The organism is Mesorhizobium sp. M4B.F.Ca.ET.089.01.1.1 (genome assembly GCF_004022605.1).
GTDB lineage: Bacteria > Pseudomonadota > Alphaproteobacteria > Rhizobiales > Rhizobiaceae > Mesorhizobium > Mesorhizobium abyssinicae.
In genome coordinates this window covers 1-443 of record NZ_RZOS01001438.1, presented here as the reverse complement: position 1 = coordinate 443, position 443 = coordinate 1, and the positions used below count along the sequence as shown (strand labels likewise).

The following is a 443-nucleotide window of genomic DNA, read 5'->3' as shown; positions in this document are numbered from 1 at the left end:
GGGCGACGGCCTATTTGTCCTGGCGATTCGTCGAAGAACCCGTTCGCCGGCTGCGGCCGCCCCCGATGAGAACCGTCATCGCCGGCGCGACCGCAGCGTTGATGGTCGGTCTGTGCGGCAATTCAATCTTCCAAGCGGGGGGTATCGCCAGCAGAATCCCGAGGGAGGTTGAGGCGATGCGCAGCCTCGAGGTGATGTGGGACTGGCCGTGTCCGCGGATGGTCAAGATCGCCGAGCTGGACGGCACGTTTTGCGCATTCGGAGCACCTTGGGACAAGGCGGCACGCCATGCCATGCTGTGGGGTGACAGCCATGCGGAGCATCTCGCCCCGCTATTGGATGCGGTTGGCCAAAGGGAGAATACGGCCTTCTTTCTTTATCATGCCTGCCCGGCCGCATTCGGAGAAGGTGTCCATCGCGACTTTCCGGAGCAACCTAACTAC

General features: G+C 62.5%; 1 protein-coding gene. It reads left to right on the top strand.

The features are described 5' to 3' along the window. Window positions 1-65 precede the first annotated feature (65 nt). On the top strand, window positions 66-443 hold a 378-nt coding region (locus tag EN780_RS37825), incomplete at its 3' end, for an SGNH hydrolase domain-containing protein (protein WP_281035426.1).